The organism is Priestia sp. 40 (assembly GCF_049368575.1).
Taxonomy (GTDB): Bacteria; Bacillota; Bacilli; order Bacillales; family Bacillaceae_H; genus Priestia; species Priestia zanthoxyli.
The window spans coordinates 1,947,501-1,965,000 of the sequence record NZ_JBMPZA010000005.1 but is presented as its reverse complement, the minus strand read 5'-3'; the positions used below and the strand labels follow the sequence as shown (position 1 = coordinate 1,965,000).

Annotated in this window: 16 protein-coding genes, 1 tRNA gene, 2 rRNA genes, 1 other RNA gene and 1 other annotated feature (2 of these 21 only partly in view); of the genes, 5 read left to right on the top strand and 15 right to left on the bottom strand. The window is 39.6% G+C overall.

Going from position 1 to position 17,500, the window contains the following annotated elements; genetic code table 11:
* The 7 genes from ACO1DI_RS11255 to tadA form a co-directional block, all read right to left on the bottom strand.
* Positions 1-192: the 5' portion of a pro-sigmaK processing inhibitor BofA family protein gene (locus ACO1DI_RS11255; protein WP_013081328.1), read on the bottom strand. The gene continues 78 nt to the left of window position 1, outside the view; 192 of the gene's 270 nt are visible here — the first part of the coding sequence; it begins with the start codon at positions 190-192; its stop codon lies beyond the left edge, outside the window.
* A 116-nt stretch (positions 193-308) separates the two neighbouring features.
* Positions 309-533, bottom strand: a complete 225-nt coding sequence (locus ACO1DI_RS11250; RefSeq protein ID WP_014461943.1) for a YaaL family protein — start codon at positions 531-533, stop codon at positions 309-311.
* A 14-nt stretch (positions 534-547) separates the two neighbouring features.
* The gene (recR, locus tag ACO1DI_RS11245; RefSeq protein ID WP_014461944.1) at positions 548-1,144 is read right to left on the bottom strand and encodes a recombination mediator RecR; all 597 of its coding nucleotides are present in this window, start codon (positions 1,142-1,144) and stop codon (positions 548-550) included.
* Between the two features lie 15 nt (positions 1,145-1,159).
* On the bottom strand, positions 1,160-1,480 hold the full coding sequence (locus ACO1DI_RS11240; RefSeq protein ID WP_013081327.1) for a YbaB/EbfC family nucleoid-associated protein: 321 nt from the start codon (positions 1,478-1,480) through the stop codon (positions 1,160-1,162).
* Positions 1,481-1,499: 19 nt separating this feature from the next.
* Positions 1,500-3,188, bottom strand: coding sequence for a DNA polymerase III subunit gamma/tau (dnaX, locus tag ACO1DI_RS11235; protein WP_423145239.1), 1,689 nt, complete (start codon positions 3,186-3,188; stop codon positions 1,500-1,502).
* A gap of 130 nt (positions 3,189-3,318) precedes the next feature.
* Positions 3,319-3,583: signal recognition particle sRNA large type (ffs, locus tag ACO1DI_RS11230), an RNA gene on the bottom strand.
* Between the two features lie 102 nt (positions 3,584-3,685).
* Positions 3,686-4,156, bottom strand: coding sequence for a tRNA adenosine(34) deaminase TadA (gene tadA / locus ACO1DI_RS11225; protein WP_080564785.1), 471 nt, complete (start codon positions 4,154-4,156; stop codon positions 3,686-3,688).
* Between the two features lie 79 nt (positions 4,157-4,235).
* Here tadA and ACO1DI_RS11220 point away from each other — a divergent pair, with 79 nt between their 5' ends.
* The 4 genes from ACO1DI_RS11220 to ACO1DI_RS11205 all read left to right on the top strand — a co-directional run bounded on the left by ACO1DI_RS11220 (position 4,236) and on the right by ACO1DI_RS11205 (position 7,595).
* Positions 4,236-4,778, top strand: a complete 543-nt coding sequence (locus ACO1DI_RS11220; RefSeq protein ID WP_115652884.1) for an isochorismatase family cysteine hydrolase — start codon at positions 4,236-4,238, stop codon at positions 4,776-4,778.
* Positions 4,779-4,834: 56 nt separating this feature from the next.
* Positions 4,835-6,136 carry a glycoside hydrolase family 18 protein gene (locus tag ACO1DI_RS11215; RefSeq protein ID WP_013081323.1) on the top strand — a complete coding sequence of 434 codons (1,302 nt, stop codon included), beginning with the start codon at positions 4,835-4,837 and terminating at the stop codon, positions 6,134-6,136.
* Positions 6,137-6,279: 143 nt separating this feature from the next.
* On the top strand, positions 6,280-6,915 hold the full coding sequence (locus tag ACO1DI_RS11210) for a deoxynucleoside kinase (protein ID WP_028410386.1): 636 nt from the start codon (positions 6,280-6,282) through the stop codon (positions 6,913-6,915).
* The gene (locus tag ACO1DI_RS11205; protein ID WP_423145238.1) at positions 6,915-7,595 is read left to right on the top strand and encodes a deoxynucleoside kinase; all 681 of its coding nucleotides are present in this window, start codon (positions 6,915-6,917) and stop codon (positions 7,593-7,595) included. Before ACO1DI_RS11210 ends, ACO1DI_RS11205 begins: the two co-directional genes overlap by 1 nt.
* Positions 7,596-7,715: 120 nt before the next feature.
* Here ACO1DI_RS11205 and ACO1DI_RS11200 read toward each other — a convergent pair.
* The 6 genes from ACO1DI_RS11200 to guaB form a co-directional block, all read right to left on the bottom strand.
* Positions 7,716-7,808 (bottom strand) — tRNA-Ser (locus ACO1DI_RS11200).
* A gap of 111 nt (positions 7,809-7,919) precedes the next feature.
* Positions 7,920-9,197 carry a serine--tRNA ligase gene (serS, locus tag ACO1DI_RS11195; RefSeq protein WP_013054831.1) on the bottom strand — a complete coding sequence of 426 codons (1,278 nt, stop codon included), beginning with the start codon at positions 9,195-9,197 and terminating at the stop codon, positions 7,920-7,922.
* A 52-nt stretch (positions 9,198-9,249) separates the two neighbouring features.
* Positions 9,250-9,462 (bottom strand) — a binding site (T-box leader).
* A gap of 57 nt (positions 9,463-9,519) precedes the next feature.
* On the bottom strand, positions 9,520-10,107 hold the full coding sequence (gene pdxT, locus ACO1DI_RS11190; protein ID WP_423145237.1) for a pyridoxal 5'-phosphate synthase glutaminase subunit PdxT: 588 nt from the start codon (positions 10,105-10,107) through the stop codon (positions 9,520-9,522).
* Between the two features lie 21 nt (positions 10,108-10,128).
* Positions 10,129-11,016 (bottom strand): pyridoxal 5'-phosphate synthase lyase subunit PdxS, encoded by an 888-nt coding sequence (gene pdxS, locus ACO1DI_RS11185; protein ID WP_013054829.1) that lies wholly within the window; start codon positions 11,014-11,016, stop codon positions 10,129-10,131.
* A 190-nt stretch (positions 11,017-11,206) separates the two neighbouring features.
* Positions 11,207-12,562: a serine hydrolase gene (locus ACO1DI_RS11180; RefSeq protein ID WP_226556677.1), complete on the bottom strand. Its 1,356-nt coding sequence runs from the start codon at positions 12,560-12,562 to the stop codon at positions 11,207-11,209.
* Positions 12,563-12,712: 150 nt separating this feature from the next.
* Entirely contained in the window at positions 12,713-14,179 is a 1,467-nt protein-coding gene (gene guaB / locus ACO1DI_RS11175; RefSeq protein WP_013054827.1) for an IMP dehydrogenase, read from the bottom strand.
* Positions 14,180-14,295: 116 nt separating this feature from the next.
* Between guaB and ACO1DI_RS11170 the strand changes: the two genes are divergently transcribed.
* Positions 14,296-15,261 (top strand): YaaC family protein, encoded by a 966-nt coding sequence (locus ACO1DI_RS11170; protein ID WP_014461950.1) that lies wholly within the window; start codon positions 14,296-14,298, stop codon positions 15,259-15,261.
* A 26-nt stretch (positions 15,262-15,287) separates the two neighbouring features.
* Here ACO1DI_RS11170 and rrf read toward each other — a convergent pair.
* Positions 15,288-15,403, bottom strand: a 5S ribosomal RNA gene (rrf, locus tag ACO1DI_RS11165).
* A 62-nt stretch (positions 15,404-15,465) separates the two neighbouring features.
* Positions 15,466-17,500, bottom strand: a 23S ribosomal RNA gene (locus tag ACO1DI_RS11160) (it continues 901 nt past the right edge of the window).

Here is a 17,500-nt window from a genome sequence, read left to right as displayed (position 1 = left end):
GAAATTAATAGGGATATGAATACCGAACTGTACGCCAAAGATGTTAATAAAGAAAAGCAGCAGAACACCAATAATCAACTTAATCGATAAATTTCCAATGACTCGAAGCATTTTTTCAACACCACCTGTTACTAAGAGTAGAATGATTAGTCCTATTAAAAAAGACACAACTACAATGGGATGATTTAGCATGTTGCCTCCTTCTTAAAGCAGATAAGTTACCTTATATGTATGTCCAAGCATTCAAAAAAAGCACTATTTCACGGAGAGAAATCCTTATTTTATAAAGACAACAAAACAGGATGCCTCTATGACATCCTGTTAATTGAAATATTTCGTTGCTTGGCTTCTTTTAATAGAAAAAGATACTTCATTTTAGCTAAGCGAATATCTACCATTACCTCTTCTGAAGGATCTACACTTCTTTCTACCATTGAAGTTTTGTGACTCCATTCCTGCTTTACTTGCATAAAAGTCTTCACAAATTCATCATCGTACTCTTTGCGTAACCAACCTTTTCTTTTAAAAAACATATGAAAGTACCTCGTTATACTTCTCTTCTACCTTCTAGGGCTTTAGATAATGTTACTTCGTCTGCGTACTCAAGATCTCCTCCAACGGGTAACCCATGAGCAATTCTAGTAATTTTAATTCCTGTCGGCTTTAAGAGCCTAGAGATATACATAGCTGTAGCTTCGCCCTCTATATTCGGGTTAGTAGCTAAAATCACTTCTTGAATTTCATCATCTTGAAGTCTTTTTAATAACTCTGGTACTTTGATATCTTCAGGCCCTATTCCTTCCATAGGTGAAATTGCGCCATGCAGGACATGATACAAGCCGTTATATTCTTTCATTTTCTCCATTGCAATGACATCTTTAGGGTCTTGCACGACACATACCACACTTCGCTCTCTGCGCTGATCTTGACAAATGTAGCAAGGATCTTGATCTGTGATATGCCCACAAACTGAACAATAGGTTAAATTTCGCTTTGCATTGACTAATGCTTTTGCAAAATCTAATACTGTATCTTCTTTCATAGATAAAACAAAGAACGCTAAGCGAACAGCTGTTTTTGGACCAATGCCGGGTAACTTCATAAAACTATCTATAAGCTTTGATATTGGTTCTGGATAATGCACGTGGCAACCACCTTATTAAAGTCCTGGAATATTTAAACCTTTTGTAAATTGACCCATTGTGTTATTTGTTAAATCGTCCATTTGTTTTAATGCGTCATTTGTTGCTGCTAGTACTAAATCTTGTAGCATTTCAATATCTTCAGGATCTACTACATCCTCTTTAATATTTACATCAATTACTTGTTTCTGACCGTTAACTACAACTGTTACCATTCCGCCGCCAGCTGTACCTTCAACAGTTTTTTCAGCTAACTCTTCCTGCGCTTTTTGCATATCTTTTTGCATTTTTTGCATTTGTTTCATCATTTTTTGCATATTGCCCATGCCTTTCATCATATGAACATTCCTCCTAAATTTACTCTTGAATTTCGATTAAGTCTTCTCCAAATAGCTTTTTCGCTTCTGCAACCACAGGGTCTTCCTCCTGTGGTTGACCTGATGCCCCATCACTTTGCTGTCCTTGAAGAAACTCTTCTCTTACTTTATCCCATTCGCTTTCTGGAATTGCAACCATTTCACGCTTGCTGCCAATTAAAGTATATAAGATATTCTCTAAATTATCACGTACATTGTTGTTATTTTCAGAAGCCATTTTGCAATGAATTTCATATTTAAATTTTAGTATAAATGATTGATCTGAAGACGCAACTGGTTCACTGTTAGATAACAACGCTGCATGTGAAGCTTTATTTTGTTGTTTCAATGTGTCTAACACCTGCGCCCAAGATCGCTTAATCGTTTCTAAATTCTGCCGAGTGGCATTTTTTAAAACTTCATTTACCTTCCCAACAGGCGTTTTATACTGACTTCTTGACTGTCTTGTCTGTTTTTTCTCTGTTTGCGCTGCCTGAGCTGTATGATCAACTTGAATGCCTTTTTCTTTTAACTGCTGCAGTTCTGCTTCCATTTGATTCATTTTTTGCAAAATGTCTTGATATGGAAGATCACTCTCTTGATTTGTAGAACTTTGAGCTAATTTTACTAAAGCTACTTCAAGTAGCACTCGAGGATGATTGCTCCATTTCATCTCTTGCTGAGTTTGGTTCAATTCAGCAATGACTTTATAAATAAAGGCACTATCCATTTTTGAACTGAGTTCTTTAAACTCTTCGTTAACCGCTGCTTTTTCAAGTAAATATGCATTTTCTTCAGAAGCTTGATAAAGCAGAACATCACGATAATAGAAGATGAGGTCCTCTACAAACCTCGCTGGGTCTTTTCCGTTTTTGATCAAACTTTCAACAGAGTCTAGCGCTTCTACAATGTTTTCGTTAAAGATAGCTTGGACGATCTTCACAATAAAAGCCTGTGATACTGCTCCTGTTATAGATAGAACATCCTCTAAGCTCACCTTCTCCGTACTATACGAGATGGCTTGGTCTAAAAGACTAAGTGCATCACGCATGCCGCCTTCTGAAGCTTTCGCAATTTCGTAAAGAGCATCCTCGCTTACTTCTAGCTCTTCAGAACCTAATACTTCCTTCATTCGATATACGATATCTTCTGGCGAAATGCGTTTGAAATCAAAGCGCTGGCATCTAGAGATAATCGTTAATGGAATTTTATGCGGCTCTGTTGTAGCTAAAATAAAGATAACATGTGCAGGAGGTTCTTCCAACGTTTTTAACAAAGCGTTAAAAGCTCCAATTGAAAGCATATGAACTTCATCAATAATGTACACTTTGTATCGAACAGCACTAGGTGCATATTTTACTTTATCACGGATATCTCGAATTTCATCGACTCCATTATTAGAGGCTGCATCAATTTCAATTACATCAGAAATAGAACCATCAGTAATCCCCTGACAAGTTGCACATTCATTACAGGGTTCAGCAATGGGTGCTTTTTCACAGTTAACGGCTTTCGCTAAAATTTTAGCAGCTGTTGTCTTTCCTGTCCCTCGAGGCCCAGAAAATAAATACGCATGCGAAAATTTCTCTTGGACAAGGGCATTTTGAAGTGTTTTGATAATATGTTGTTGACCGACTACGTCGTTAAAGCTTTGAGGACGGTATACACGGTACAGAGCCTGATATGCCACTACATCCTCTCCTTTTAATATAATTCATTAGTTATCATTATAGCGTATTATAAGGCTTTTTTTCAAAATAGTGAGAGATAAAATAAAAAGCCTACTCCAACAGAGTAGACTAAACTTATGTATATAACTGCCGTGCACCTTCCGTCGATTAGCCACCCCAGGCGTTACTTAAGCAGTTAGCTCGGTTCAGGCGACCCCATGGCACATGAGAGGTTCTGCTTACTGCTGCTTCCTTCCGGACCTGACAGGGTTCACAGATTCCCATTGCATAGGACCCAAACGTCAACACCACTTACTTAAGGCAGGCCCTAAGATGAGCTAACCTCAAGAAGGAATTCGGCCTCGCTAGAGCGGATTGCGAGTACAGGGCACCGCTACCTCCCCGCTTAGCACGGCAAAGTTGAAACCAATAGTTTGGGCATCAAGTTGATGCATTTACAAGTATACGTCTTTTCATTCAAAAATGCAACCGCTATAGAAAACTTACTTTTTTAGCTCTATTTTCCAGCCTTTTTTCGTTGACGCAACTCACGAAAAAAGGTTGTTAAGAGGTTCCCGCATTCTTCTTCTAGCATACCTCCTACTACTTCTGCTTGATGATTAAACTTTTCAAACTCTAATAAGTTTAACAATGTTCCCGCGCAGCCACCTTTAGGGTCATAAGCGCCAAACACAACTCTTTTTACTCTTGATAATACGATAGCACCAGCACACATCGGACAAGGTTCTAAGGTGACATATAACGTAGCGTCTTCCAATCTCCATGTTCCTAGTTTCTTACATGCTTCATCAATTGCTAAAAGTTCCGCATGAGCAACTGATCGCTGTTCTGTTTCTCGTAAGTTATAAGCTGAAGCAATCACCTCATCATTTTGAACAATAACTGCTCCAATGGGAACCTCTAATTTATCTTTGGCTTTTAATGCTTCATCGATTGCCAACCTCATATACTTTTCATCATTTAACACTTTTTATCCAACCTTACATATTATATTTTTTCTGAGTCAAACTACTTACTATGTACATCAGGAAAAGGAGAGACCTTGTGTGAAGAAAGCTAAAACTGCTTTAATTATTATTGATATGCTAAACGATTTTCAATTTAAAAACGGCAAAATACTTGCTGAAAAATCTTTAACAATTGCTCAAAACATCGCCCAGTTAAAACAGTACGCATCGTCTCAACATATCCCTATTATCTATGTGAATGACCACTATAAGCTATGGCAGGCAAACTTAGAAACCATTTTAACACACTGTACAAATGAGGTAAGTTCACCCGTTCTACATCATATTTCACCACAAAACGCTGATTACTTCTTAATTAAACCAAAGCATTCTATCTTCTATGGCACAGCTTTAAATATTTTGCTATCACAGCTCGATGTGCATACACTTATTTTAACAGGAATTGCGGGAAATATATGCGTGCTTTTTTCAGCCAACGATGCTTATATGCGTGAGTATAACTTAATTGTGCCTGAAGATTGTATTGCTTCAAACGCAGATGAAGACAATACCTTTGCTTTGAGAATGATGCATAACGTATTAAATGCTCGTATTTGCAAACATACCGAGTTGATGAATTAAGTAAAAAGCCTTCTCATATGATGGAAGTAAGTCATATGAAATGGAGGCTTTTTATTATGCAAATTTACACTGTTAAAGCAGGTGACAGTATATATAGTATTGCAAAACAGTTCCGCATTGACGCAGGGAAAATTATAAGAGCAAATGAATTACCTAATCCAAATCAACTCGTCATCGGGCAATCTATGGTTATTCCAATCAACGGTACTTACTACACAGTAAAAGCTGGGGACACTATATGGAAGATAGGAAGAAAATTAGGCGTTAGCTATCAGGCTATTGCCAATGCGAACAATGTTTCAGTTACAGCACCCTTAACACCTGGTCGCCGTATCTTAATTCCCCCTTCCCCGAACAAAAGAAACGGTGAGTTTTTAGGATATGTTGAAACAAGCAATCGAAAAATCACTCCTCAAACAGAGAAAATGATTAATCAAAATGCAAAATACCTTACTTATCTCGGGCCAGCGAACTTCGAAGTGCAAAAAGACGGTTCTCTAAAGGCACCTCCACTTAACAATTTAGGTTCTATCGCTAAAGAAAATGACGTCATTTTCTTAATGGTATTGGCTAATATTGAAAACGGCGCATTCAGTGACGAAGTCGGCCGAGCAATTTTAACTAATAAAGACGTTCAAGATACGCTCTTAAATAATATTGTAAAAACAGCGAAAGAACAAAATTTCAGAGACATTCACTTTGACTTCGAATTTTTGCGTCCGGCAGATAAAGAAGCCTATATTGCATTTTTACAGAAAGCAAAAAAGCGTCTTCAAGATGAGCAACTTCTTATGTCTGTCGCTTTAGCTCCGAAGACAAGTCGAGATCAAAAAGGCAAATGGTATGAAGCACATGATTATAAAGCCATTGGAGAGATTGCTAACTTCGTTGTTCCGATGACATACGAATGGGGATATAGCGGTGGGCCTCCTATGGCCGTCTCTCCTATTGGTCCCGTACGTGATGTTTTAGAATATGCAGTATCTGAAATACCTAGTTCAAAAATTATTATGGGTCAAAACCTATACGGTTACGATTGGACACTTCCTTACAAACCAGGAGGAGAATATGCCAAAGCCATTAGTCCTCAACGAGCTATTGAGTTGGCAGCTCGCTATAAAGTAGCTATTCAATACGACAATAAAGCACAAGCTCCTTTCTTCCGGTATAAAGATGAACAGCAGCGCACCCACGAAGTATGGTTTGAAGACGCTAGGTCTATTCAGGCCAAGTTTGATTTAATCAAAGAATTAAAACTTAGAGGAATGGCTTACTGGAAACTAGGCTTAGATTTCCCGCAAAACTGGCTCTTGATTGAAGACAACTTCAAAATTACAAAAAGAGTGACACAGCCATAAATAGGGAAAGCTTACTGTTAACAGTAGGCTTTTTGTTATTCTTCTTACTGAAAGAAATTTCTTTTCCCCTTATTCTCCTTCTCTATGTTAAAATATTTTTTGTCTGTTTTTTTTGAACGAGTGGTCATGAAGGAGGCAAATGAATGCAAGGCACACCTTTTATTTCAGTAGAAGGACCCATCGGTGTCGGAAAAACCTCTCTAGCTAAAGAGATTGCACAAGCATTTCAATTCGAAATTTTAAAAGAAATCGTAGATGAAAATCCATTTCTCGGGAAATTTTATGAAAATATCAACGAGTGGAGTTTTCAAACCGAAATGTTTTTTCTATGTAATCGATATAAGCAGTTGGAGGATATTCAAAAAGGGTTCTTATCTTATAAAAAACCTGTTGTAGCAGATTATCATATTATGAAAAACATGATTTTTGCTGAGCAAACGTTAAAAGATGAACAGTATAAAAAATATGTACAAATCTTCCACATCTTAACGGCTGATATGCCAGCTCCGAACATTATTATTTATTTAAATGCCAGTTTGGATACCTTGTTAAAGCGTATTAAAATGCGCGGAAGAGAAATTGAACGAAACATCGATCCTCACTACCTTGCGAGGCTAAGTGATGATTATGAAAAAGCTATGACGGCGTTTGAACAAAATAACCCTGATGTAACCATTTTACGTTATGACGGTGATGAAATAGATTTTGTACAAAATAAACAACACTTAAATAGAATCTTATCAGAGGTTCAAGAGAGTATGTTAAAAAGGAGTATGTAATGGTAAACTTACGATCGAAATACAACATTCCTAATGATGCTGTGTTGACGATAGCGGGTACAGTTGGAGTTGGGAAATCTACAATGACTCAATCATTGGCTGATGCTCTCCAATTTCGCACATCGTTTGAAAAAGTAGATTCCAACCCTTACCTGGACAAATTTTATGGGGACTTTGAACGTTGGAGCTTCCACCTACAAGTATATTTTCTAGCGGAACGCTTTAAAGAACAAAAGAAAATTTTCGAGTATGGCGGCGGCTTCATCCAAGACAGATCCATTTACGAAGATACCGGTATCTTTGCTAAGATGCATTTTGAAAAAGGAACGATGTCTGAAGTAGACTATGAAACATATACAAGCTTGTTCGATGCAATGGTTATGACTCCATATTTCCCTCATCCGGATCTGCTCATTTATTTGGAAGGCAGCTTCGAAGATATTGTAGATCGCATTCAAGAAAGAGGGCGACCAATGGAACAACAAACGCCTCTTGATTATTGGAAAGAGATGCACGCCCGATACGAAGACTGGATTAATAACTTTACGGCTTGTCCTATTCTTCGTTTAGATATTAGAGAATACGACCTTATCAAGGATCTTGATTCAATTGAATCAATTGTTGAAAAAGTGGCTCGCTTTTTACAACATAATGAAAAGCTAAAACGTCGTCATCTATAAAAAAATGCCGCTTTATCTATTAAAGCGGCATTTTTAACAAATAAAAAACCGTTACTTATAAGTAACGGTTTTCCAATCTCCAATTTATCGCGCTATGTTAATTGCATTATAAGTCAAATATGGCGGAGGAAGAGGGATTCGAACCCCCGCGGGCTTTAACACCCCTGTCGGTTTTCAAGACCGATCCCTTCAGCCGGACTTGGGTATTCCTCCGTATCGACAAGTATTAATTTATCATATACAAATAATGAAGTCAACTCTTTTATTGATTTTTTTAAAAAAGACGTTCATTAAGAATTAATTCTTAATGAACATCTTCTACTTTTATTTAGAAATAAATTCTTTATTTCCCATATATGGACGCAGCACTTCTGGAATTTGAATTGATCCATCTTCCTGCTGGTAGTTTTCTAAAATTGCAGCTACCGTACGGCCAATTGCTAAGCCAGAACCATTTAATGTATGAACATGCTCTGGTTTTGCTTTTGTATCACGGCGGAAGCGAATATTAGCACGGCGAGCTTGGAAGCTTTCAAAGTTTGAACAAGAAGAAATTTCACGATACGTTTCATAACTTGGAATCCAAACTTCAATATCATACTTTTTGGCTGCTGTGAAACCTAAGTCAGCTGTACACATGCTTAGAACTCGGTAAGGTAAACCTAATAGTTGAAGAACCTTTTCAGCATGGCCCGTTAATTTTTCTAATTCATCATAAGAATCTTCTGGCTTAACAAAGCGAACAAGTTCTACTTTATTAAACTGATGCTGACGAATAAGACCACGTGTATCTCTTCCTGCAGAGCCTGCTTCTGAGCGGAAGCAAGCACTATAAGCTGTATAAGCAATTGGAAGCTGATCTCCGCTTAAAATTTCATCACGATGTAAATTTGTAACTGGTACTTCAGCTGTAGGAATTAAGAAATAATCTTCTTCTTTAATCTTGAATGCATCTTCTTCAAATTTAGGAAGCTGCCCTGTTCCTGTCATGCTTGTGCGATTCACCATATATGGAGGAAGGATTTCTTCATAACCATGCTCATCCATATGTAAATCCATCATAAAGTTAATAAGAGCACGTTCTAATCTTGCACCTAACCCTTTATAAAATACAAAGCGGCTTCCCGTTACTTTCGAAGCTCTTTCAAAATCTAAAATATTTAAATCTGTTCCTAAATCCCAATGCGGTTTTGGTTCAAAATCAAATTGTTTAATTTCTCCCCATTTGCGAACTTCTACGTTATCATCTTCAGTTTCACCTACAGGCGTACTTTCATGTGGAACGTTAGGAATTGAAAGCAGCAATAGTTCTAATTCTTCTTCAACGCTGCGAAGCTCTTCATCCAATTGCTTTACGCGATCTCCTACTTCACGCATTTCAACGATTAAATGATCAGCATCTTGTTTTTCACGCTTCAATTGTGCAATTTGCTGTGATACTTCATTTCGCTTGCTTTTTAACTCTTCTGTTTGAGCAATTAGCTCACGGCGTTTTGCATCTAACTCTTCAAAGCGACCTAAGTCCGTTAAGTCCTCACCACGAAACTTGAGCTTTTCTTTTACTTCATTAAAATTAGCACGTAAAAATTTTAAATCTAACATACTTAGTACCTCCTTTAGTATAAAAGGGCAAAATAAAAACTCTCATCCCCATGAAAGGGACGAGAGTTTACCCGCGTTGCCACCCTAATTGAAAGCTAAAATAAGCCTTCCTCTTAAACCAGATAACGGATGAACCGAAACTGCCTACTACTTTTTCGACAGCTTGCTCCAGGACGGATTCATAAGAATTGATTATCGATTCACACCAGCCATCGACTCTCTTGAAATCAAAAATCTTATTACTATTTCCTATCAACGCTTTATACCAATATCATTTTTATTAATCATAATGTACTACAAGTCTTTACAAGATGCAATTCATTTATACAGGTTTTTTTGAAGCTTCTTCAACCATTGCTACAAAATACTGCGCCATGCGAGCATCATCTGTCAATTCTGGATGAAACGAACATCCCAAGAATTGACCTTGTCTTGCCGCAACAATTCGGTCGTTATGCATGGCTAAGACTTCAACGTTTTCTCCTACTTCTACAATATGCGGAGCACGGATAAATACGCCTATAAAATCTTCACCGATATCTTTAATATTTAAGGCAGCTTCAAAGCTATCCCGTTGACGCCCAAACGAGTTGCGAGCTACCGTAATATCCATAACACCTAAATGGGGCTCTTCACGGTCAACGACTTGTCCTGCGAGTAAAATTAAACCCGCACACGTACCAAATACCGGTTTACCTGCTTGTGCAAACTGGCGAAGAGGTTCCATAAAGTCATATTTGTCGATCAGACAACGCATTGCTGTGCTTTCGCCGCCCGGTAGGATTAAACCATCTATTTCGTTTAACTGTTCAACTTTTTTTATGATAATGGCTTCAGCGCCTGCTGCTTCTAATGCTTGTGCATGCTCGCGAAAGGCACCTTGTAATCCTAACACGCCTACTTTTACCATTTTGTCAAAACTCCCTTTAAATTACCATCCACGCTCTTGCATGCGGTTTTCTGGTAATAATGATGAAATTTCAATCCCTTTCATTGCACTTCCTAACCCTTTTGATAAGTTTGCAATAAGCTCATAGTCTTGATAATGTGTTGTTGCTTCCACGATTGCACGTGCAAACTTTTCAGGGTTGTCTGATTTGAAGATTCCTGATCCAACGAACACGCCGTCTGCTCCAAGCTGCATCATTAACGCTGCATCTGCTGGTGTTGCTACACCGCCTGCGGCAAAGTTTACAACCGGTAAACGGCCTTCACGCTTAATTTGCAGTAATAGCTCATAAGGCGCACCTAATAGCTTAGCTTCTGTCATTAACTCATCTTCGTCCATGCCTACAACTTTACGTACTTGAGCATTTACTTGGCGCATATGACGCACTGCTTCCACAATATTTCCTGTCCCTGGTTCGCCTTTTGTACGAAGCATTGCAGCCCCTTCAGCAATACGACGAGAAGCTTCCCCAAGATCACGACAACCACACACAAATGGAACCGTAAATGTATTTTTATTTAAATGAAACTCCTCATCAGCTGGAGTCAACACTTCACTTTCATCGATGTAGTCTACACCCATCGCTTCTAGCACGCGTGCTTCAACAATATGGCCAATACGAGCTTTTGCCATAACTGGAATGGACACAGCATTCATCACTTCTTCAACAATTGTTGGGTCTGCCATACGAGACACGCCGCCTGCTGCACGGATATCGGCTGGAACACGCTCTAACGCCATAACAGCAACAGCGCCTGCTGCTTCTGCAATTTTTGCTTGCTCTGCATTGATAACGTCCATGATGACGCCACCTTTTTGCATTTCCGCCATTCCTCGTTTTACACGATCAGTACCTGTAATGTTATTCATGTTTGTCTTCCTCCTGTATCAAGTGTTTCACAATAATTTTTAGTGTATATACAAAATTCAAAACTTAGTGTCTATTTTACCGCATTTTTCGGAAAATTCCTATCTAATTTATAGATTATATACAAACAAATCTAAAAATAAAAAGAAGAGATACTCTCTTGTAGTATCTCTTCTTTCTCTTGAGTTATCATTAAAACCAATTATCTACTGTATTTGCAGCATTCATCCAAATATCGCTGAAGAAGTTGCCAATACTGCGGATAGCGAGAGAGAACCATCCAGCTTTTTCAACAGATTCGTTTGTCACAACCGGCGTCATGCTATCTGTAGTTTGACCTCCTACATAGCCTAGATCTTTGAGATTGCTGTTTGTTGCACTTACATAAGCAACTGTTTCTCCTTTTTTAATAGGAGCAACAACTTTTTGATCGTTCATAACTTTATCGTTTAACTTAAAGTTGATTTTAGTATGATCTTTTTGACCTTTTTCAGTAATAATCTTTACCGAATTCTTTGGAGAAACGGAAGCTTCTTTTGATTTTCCTTTAGCAACATCAATTGTTTCATGCCCTTTAATCTCGCCGTTAGCAGGCACTACTTCTTTTAACTGAAAATGACTAAAAGCATAATCCAATATCTTTTTCGTTTGAGAGAAACGAGCAGCTTCCGTAGACTTGCCGTTTTCCTTGGCATTCATTACAACTGTTATGTATCTTACCCCGTTACGCTCTGCAGTTCCAGTGAAACATTGACCTGCAAAATCTGTATGACCAGTTTTTAAGCCGTCTACGCCGCTGTAGGCAGCTGAAAAACCTGGGAGCATCTTATTCCAATTGTTCATTTTTGTTTCGCCTTGTTGCCCTTGTCTAAACATCTTAGAAGGAGTTTTAGCTACTTCCAAAGATTCTGGATAATCATGAATTAAGTGATAAGCAAGGGTAGCAACTGCCCGAGCCGATAGAAGGTTCTCATCTTCTTCCTTCGTTCCTTTTGGATACATTCCTTTTAGCAAAGAATTAGAAAGACCTGTAGAATTGACAAATTTTGATTCACCCATATTTAATCTTTTTGCCGTTTCATTCATTAACTTAATAAAACCTTCTTCAGAATCACTGACAGCTTCAGCTAAAGCAATTGCAGCTCCATTAGCTGAATAAATAGCCATGGCATCATATAATTCTTTCACCGTGTATTTTTGGTTTTCAATTAACGGTACATTTGATAATCCATAATCCTGAGAAATTTTAGCTGCATATTTACTAACTGGCACACGTTGATCCCAAGATAATTTCTTATCTTTTATCGATTCTAATACTAGGTATTCTGTCATCATTTTTGTCATGCTTGCAATACCTAATAAAGCATCCGTATTTTTCCCGTATAATACTTTCCCCGTACTTGCCTCTACTAAGATCGCTGCATCTGCTTCAACGCCAATATCATCTGTTTTAGGAGCAGCTGATGCTTGTGTAGAGACAAAAAATACGCTGGCCATTAACATAACAGCAATGACACAAATTAATTGTTTCTGTACTGCGTTTCTCACTCTATACCCTCCAAACGTAAACTCACATAAATGTAATTTTATCATACTAAAATTTAAAAAAATAGATAAAGAAGTACTGTTACATTCATGATTAACGACATAAAAAACACGTTTCCCTAATAGGGAAACGTGTTTTTTAAACATTCATGATTATCTCATAGAATAGTTAGGAGATTCTTTTGTAATTTGTACATCATGTGGGTGACTTTCTCTTAAACCTGCTCCAGTCATACGAATGAATTGTGCCTGTTCACGTAACGCTTCTAAGTTAGCTGAACCACAGTAACCCATCCCTGCGCGTAAACCACCAATCATTTGGTATAAAGTATCTGCTACAGGTCCTTTGTAAGGTAAACGACCTTCAATACCTTCCGGAACTAATTTTTTATTATCTTCTTGGAAGTATCGATCTTTACTTCCTTTTTCCATAGCTCCTACAGAGCCCATTCCACGGTAAACTTTAAAACGTCTACCTTGGTAGATTTCTGTTTCTCCAGGACTTTCTGTCGTTCCTGCTAAAAGGCTTCCTAGCATTACTGTATGTCCACCAGCTGCAAGTGCTTTTACGATATCTCCAGAGTATTTAATACCACCATCTGCGATAATAGCTACACCGTGCTTACGAGCTTCAGTTGCACAGTCATATACTGCTGTAATTTGTGGAACGCCTACACCAGCTACAACACGAGTTGTACAAATTGAACCAGGTCCAATTCCTACTTTTACTACGTTTGCTCCCGCTTCAATCAATGCTTTTGTACCTTCAGCAGTTGCTACGTTACCAGCGATAATATTTAATTCTGGATATGCTTCACGAATGCTGCGAACCGTATCTAAAACGCCTTGTGAATGTCCATGCGCTGTATCAATAACGATAACATCAACGCCAGCTTGTACTAATTTTTCGATACGAACATTTGAATCAGCCGTTACGCCAACAGCTGCTCCAACTAATAAGCGACCTTGTTGGTCCTTAGCTGCATTTGGAAACTCAATTACTTTTTCAATGTCTTTAATCGTAATAAGACCTTTTAATACGCCATTGTCATCTACAAGAGGTAACTTTTCAATTTTGTATTGCTGTAGAATTTTTTCTGCTTCTTCTAAAGTCGTTCCTACTGGAGCAGTAACTAATTCTTCTTTTGTCATTACATCAGCAATTTGCATTGAATAATCTTGGATGAAACGCAAGTCGCGGTTTGTAAGAATTCCAACTAGCTTTTGTTCTTCTTCGTTGTTGACAATTGGAACACCTGAGATACGATATTTGCCCATTAAATGTTCAGCAGCAAATACTTGATTTTCAGGAGTTAAAAAGAAAGGATCCGTGATAACACCACTTTCAGAACGTTTTACTTTATCAACTTGTTCTGCTTGCTGTTCAATCGACATGTTTTTGTGAATGATACCTAAGCCACCTTGTCTAGCCATCGCGATAGCCATTTCAGCTTCGGTAACTGTATCCATTCCTGCACTGATGAACGGCACCTTTAATTTTAATGTTTTTGTTAGTTCAACACTCATATCAACGTCTTTAGGTAGTACCTCAGATTTTGCTGGCACCAGTAAAACGTCATCAAATGTTAAGCCTTCTTTAGAAAATTTGCTTTCCCACATTATAGAATCCTCCTTTAAACGACAGAATATTATTAGTAGATTAACAAGCAGATATGTACCTGTCAATAACTTCACTAGATATCAGATAATTCTAATAAAAAGAAAAGGTGATTTAGTTGCATAAATTTAATGATGTTTGGACGTCCTACAATTTATTTTTCTCCGTTCCTTTTGTACAAGACTTTTTAAAAAAGCGCTATCAAAAATTGAATTATAGCGATGCAGAGCAACATAGCTTTAAAAACAGTTACCCCTTTATTTATTATTTGGAACACAGTAAAAATTATTATCAAGTTGCGGCACAATCTCCTGTATCAGTTCAACCAGTTTTATTATTTTATGGAATGTCACAGCTGTTAAAAGCCTGTTTGTTAACACAAAACCCCGTATATCCAGAAAATACGGCGGTATTAGCACATGGAGTATCAACACGAAAAAGAAAAAAACAAAGTTATGATTTTTTAGATGATGAAGTTAAGATCCAAAAAAGCGGTTTGTTTTCACAAGTAGGAGAAGAATTGTTTCATGTGAAACAACTGGAAGGTAGTAAATATACAATGAATTACCTGTTATCGTGCGTACCGGAATTAGATACATTATTTTTAAATTTGGGTACTAGGTCATTTTCCCATTTAACAACTATTGGATCGCTTCCAGCTACCTCTTTGTCTATTCCTGAACAAGTTACACGGTGTTATCATATGAATCACGAAAGGCTCTACTCTTTTTTAAAAGAGCGTTCCCGCCTATCATTGTCTCTGTCAGAAGATCAGGTACGTATTCTTGACCCTTCAAACTGTTTATATAATTGTTCACCTTTTATGTACAATTTCCAAGATAACACACTGCATGCACCGTTGGAAAAAGATAGCTGCTTATATTTCCCTGAGATGTTGGCACATTACTTATTACTTTATAATTTAAGTATGATTTCACGTTATGAAACAGAGTGGTGGTATGAATTATTGCATACATACTCTTCGAAAGATTACCCATTTATCTTGAGATTCCTTGAGGTTACGGCTCAAAAGATTCCTTACTTAATTTCTTGTTACTTAAATGAACATACAAAAAAAGACTAGCTAAAATAGCTAGTCTTTTTTCAAGTGCCTGGCAACGTCCTACTCTCACAGGGACAAAGTCCCAACTACCATTGGCGCTAAAGAGCTTAACTTCCGTGTTCGGTATGGGAACGGGTGTGACCTCTTCGCTATCGCCACCAGACAAGAGATTGCTCTCTCAAAACTAGGTAACAGTTTGCTGAGTAAAGCTTACGCTTTTAAAGTTTGGTTAAGTCCTCGATCGATTAGTATCAGTCAGCTACACATGTCGCCACGCTTCCACCTCTGACCTATCAACCTGATCATCTTTCAGGGATCTTACTAGCTTACGCTATGGGAAATCTCATCTTGAGGGGGGCTTCATGCTTAGATGCTTTCAGCACTTATCCCGTCCACACATAGCTACCCAGCGATGCCTTTGGCAAGACAACTGGTACACCAGCGGTGTGTCCATCCCGGTCCTCTCGTACTAAGGACAGCTCCTCTCAAATTTCCTACGCCCACGACGGATAGGGACCGAACTGTCTCACGACGTTCTGAACCCAGCTCGCGTACCGCTTTAATGGGCGAACAGCCCAACCCTTGGGACCGACTACAGCCCCAGGATGCGATGAGCCGACATCGAGGTGCCAAACCTCCCCGTCGATGTGGACTCTTGGGGGAGATAAGCCTGTTATCCCCGGGGTAGCTTTTATCCGTTGAGCGATGGCCCTTCCATGCGGAACCACCGGATCACTAAGCCCGACTTTCGTCCCTGCTCGACTTGTAGGTCTCGCAGTCAAGCTCCCTTGTGCCTTTACACTCTACGAATGATTTCCAACCATTCTGAGGGAACCTTTGGGCGCCTCCGTTACATTTTAGGAGGCGACCGCCCCAGTCAAACTGCCCACCTGACACTGTCTCCCGGCCCGATCAGGGCCGCGGGTTAGAATTTCAATACAGCCAGGGTAGTATCCCACCGACGCCTCCACCGAAGCTAGCGCTCCGGCTTCTCAGGCTCCTACCTATCCTGTACAAGCTGTACCAAAATTCAATATCAGGCTACAGTAAAGCTCCACGGGGTCTTTCCGTCCTGTCGCGGGTAACCTGCATCTTCACAGGTACTATAATTTCACCGAGTCTCTCGTTGAGACAGTGCCCAGATCGTTACGCCTTTCGTGCGGGTCGGAACTTACCCGACAAGGAATTTCGCTACCTTAGGACCGTTATAGTTACGGCCGCCGTTTACTGGGGCTTCGATTCAGAGCTTCTCCCAAAGGATAACCCCTCCTCTTAACCTTCCAGCACCGGGCAGGCGTCAGCCCCTATACTTCGCCTTGCGGCTTCGCAGAGACCTGTGTTTTTGCTAAACAGTCGCCTGGGCCTATTCACTGCGGCTCTCTCGGGCTATAAACCCTACCAGAGCACCCCTTCTCCCGAAGTTACGGGGTCATTTTGCCGAGTTCCTTAACGAGAGTTCTCTCGATCACCTTAGGATTCTCTCCTCGCCTACCTGTGTCGGTTTGCGGTACGGGCACCTCCCGCCTCGCTAGAGGCTTTTCTTGGCAGTGTGGAATCAGGAACTTCGGTACTATAATTCCCTCGTCATCACAGCTCAGCCTTCATGATGAGCGGATTTGCCTACTCATCAGCCTAACTGCTTGAACGCGCATATCCAGCAGCGCGCTTACCCTATCCTACTGCGTCCCCCCATTACTCAAACGGCGGGGAGGTGGTACAGGAATATCAACCTGTTGGCCATCGCCTACGCTTTTCAGCCTCGGCTTAGGTCCCGACTAACCCTGAGCGGACGAGCCTTCCTCAGGAAACCTTAGGCATTCGGTGGACAAGATTCTCACTTGTCTTTCGCTACTCATACCGGCATTCTCACTTCTAAGCGCTCCACCAGTCCTTACGGTCTGACTTCACAGCACTTAGAACGCTCTCCTACCACTGACATCAAAGATGTCAATCCACAGCTTCGGTGATACGTTTAGCCCCGGTACATTTTCGGCGCAGAGTCACTCGACCAGTGAGCTATTACGCACTCTTTAAATGGTGGCTGCTTCTAAGCCAACATCCTGGTTGTCTAAGCAACTCCACATCCTTTTCCACTTAACGTATACTTGGGGACCTTAGCTGGTGGTCTGGGCTGTTTCCCTTTTGACTACGGATCTTATCACTCGCAGTCTGACTCCCATGGATAAGTCTTTGGCATTCGGAGTTTGACTGAATTCGGTAACCCGTTGGGGGCCCCTAGTCCAATCAGTGCTCTACCTCC

Bases quoted from the DNA above. Each gene is read 5' to 3' on its own strand.
- guaB (WP_013054827.1), bottom strand. From the start codon at position 14,179: ATGTGGGAAAGCAAATTTTCTAAAGAAGGCTTAACATTTGATGACGTT.
- ACO1DI_RS11210 (WP_028410386.1), top strand. From the start codon at position 6,280: ATGCAAGGCACACCTTTTATTTCAGTAGAAGGACCCATCGGTGTCGGA.
- ACO1DI_RS11250 (WP_014461943.1), bottom strand. From the start codon at position 533: ATGTTTTTTAAAAGAAAAGGTTGGTTACGCAAAGAGTACGATGATGAA.
- serS (WP_013054831.1), bottom strand. From the start codon at position 9,197: ATGTTAGATTTAAAATTTTTACGTGCTAATTTTAATGAAGTAAAAGAA.
- ACO1DI_RS11205 (WP_423145238.1), top strand. From the start codon at position 6,915: ATGGTAAACTTACGATCGAAATACAACATTCCTAATGATGCTGTGTTG.
- pdxT (WP_423145237.1), bottom strand. From the start codon at position 10,107: ATGGTAAAAGTAGGCGTGTTAGGATTACAAGGTGCCTTTCGCGAGCAT.
- ACO1DI_RS11240 (WP_013081327.1), bottom strand. From the start codon at position 1,480: ATGATGAAAGGCATGGGCAATATGCAAAAAATGATGAAACAAATGCAA.
- pdxS (WP_013054829.1), bottom strand. From the start codon at position 11,016: ATGAATAACATTACAGGTACTGATCGTGTAAAACGAGGAATGGCGGAA.
- ACO1DI_RS11215 (WP_013081323.1), top strand. From the start codon at position 4,835: ATGCAAATTTACACTGTTAAAGCAGGTGACAGTATATATAGTATTGCA.